Source organism: Deinococcus aerophilus (assembly GCF_014647075.1).
Taxonomy (GTDB): Bacteria; Deinococcota; Deinococci; order Deinococcales; family Deinococcaceae; genus Deinococcus; species Deinococcus aerophilus.
In genome coordinates this window covers 1-772 of record NZ_BMOM01000085.1, presented here as the reverse complement: position 1 = coordinate 772, position 772 = coordinate 1, and the positions used below count along the sequence as shown (strand labels likewise).

Below are 772 nucleotides of genomic sequence, written 5' to 3'. Positions count from 1 at the left end.
GGGTAGAGGGTTCAAGGTAATGACGCGTTGTAGCGGTGGAGAAAGAGCCAGATCAGCAGCTCCAGATTGGCTTGCTTGCGGCTGAAAGACAGCGTTTTTCGAACCAGATGCGCCAGGCGCACTCTGAGCGTGGCATTGAATCGCTCCATATGTTGGGTGCCACCGATGCGGTGCAGCGCGCCAAAAACGACACCTTTGTAGGCCCCCAGGCGGTCTGTGTGACAGACCGCATCGAGGTAGGGGGTGGGCAGGCCCTCCCACAATCCAAATGCGCTGATTGCATCCCGCCGTCCCATAAAGCAACTCACGATTTTGCGCGTGTGTCGGTCCATGGCGAGCCAGATCCAGAGCTGATGGGTGTGCCGCATCACAAATGTGCATAATTCATCGCATTCCAGCACCAGCGGCGCTGGTGCTGGAATGCTCACCGTTTTGAGGACACCACCTCCTGTGGATCAATGCGGTGTGGCACGCTCTGAACCAGCGATTGCAGGTGATGACGAAACCAGGTCCGGCTGACCCCTACCACCCGGCAAATGCCGCGGTGGGAGATGCGCTCGGAGAGCAAACGATCCACCAGTTGCACCTGTTCAGCAGAAATTGGAGGCCGAGCATGGTTCAAGGTGAATTGGAACGTGCAAACCCGGCAGAGGTAACGCTGCTTGCCTGTGTGTGCGTGGCCGTTTTTGACGATATAGACGCCTCCGCACTGCGGACACTTCAAACCGTTCATGCTTCATTGAACACCCGTCATGCTCGGAAGTCCACTACC

2 protein-coding genes are annotated in these 772 nt (G+C 57.3%); both read right to left on the bottom strand.

All coding sequences use genetic code 11. The annotated features are described in order from the left end of the window. Positions 1-11: 11 nt before the first annotated feature. Positions 12-428: an IS1 family transposase gene (locus IEY21_RS16680; RefSeq protein WP_188905463.1), complete on the bottom strand. Its 417-nt coding sequence runs from the start codon at positions 426-428 to the stop codon at positions 12-14. After that, positions 425-733, bottom strand: coding sequence for an IS1/IS1595 family N-terminal zinc-binding domain-containing protein (locus IEY21_RS17195; protein ID WP_188905462.1), 309 nt, complete (start codon positions 731-733; stop codon positions 425-427). The genes IEY21_RS16680 and IEY21_RS17195 overlap by 4 nt, the downstream gene beginning before the upstream one ends. Between the last annotated feature and the right edge of the window lie 39 nt (positions 734-772).

Excerpts from the sequence above, each read along its gene's own strand:
- IEY21_RS17195 (WP_188905462.1), bottom strand. The coding sequence starts at position 733 with ATGAACGGTTTGAAGTGTCCGCAGTGCGGAGGCGTCTATATCGTCAAA.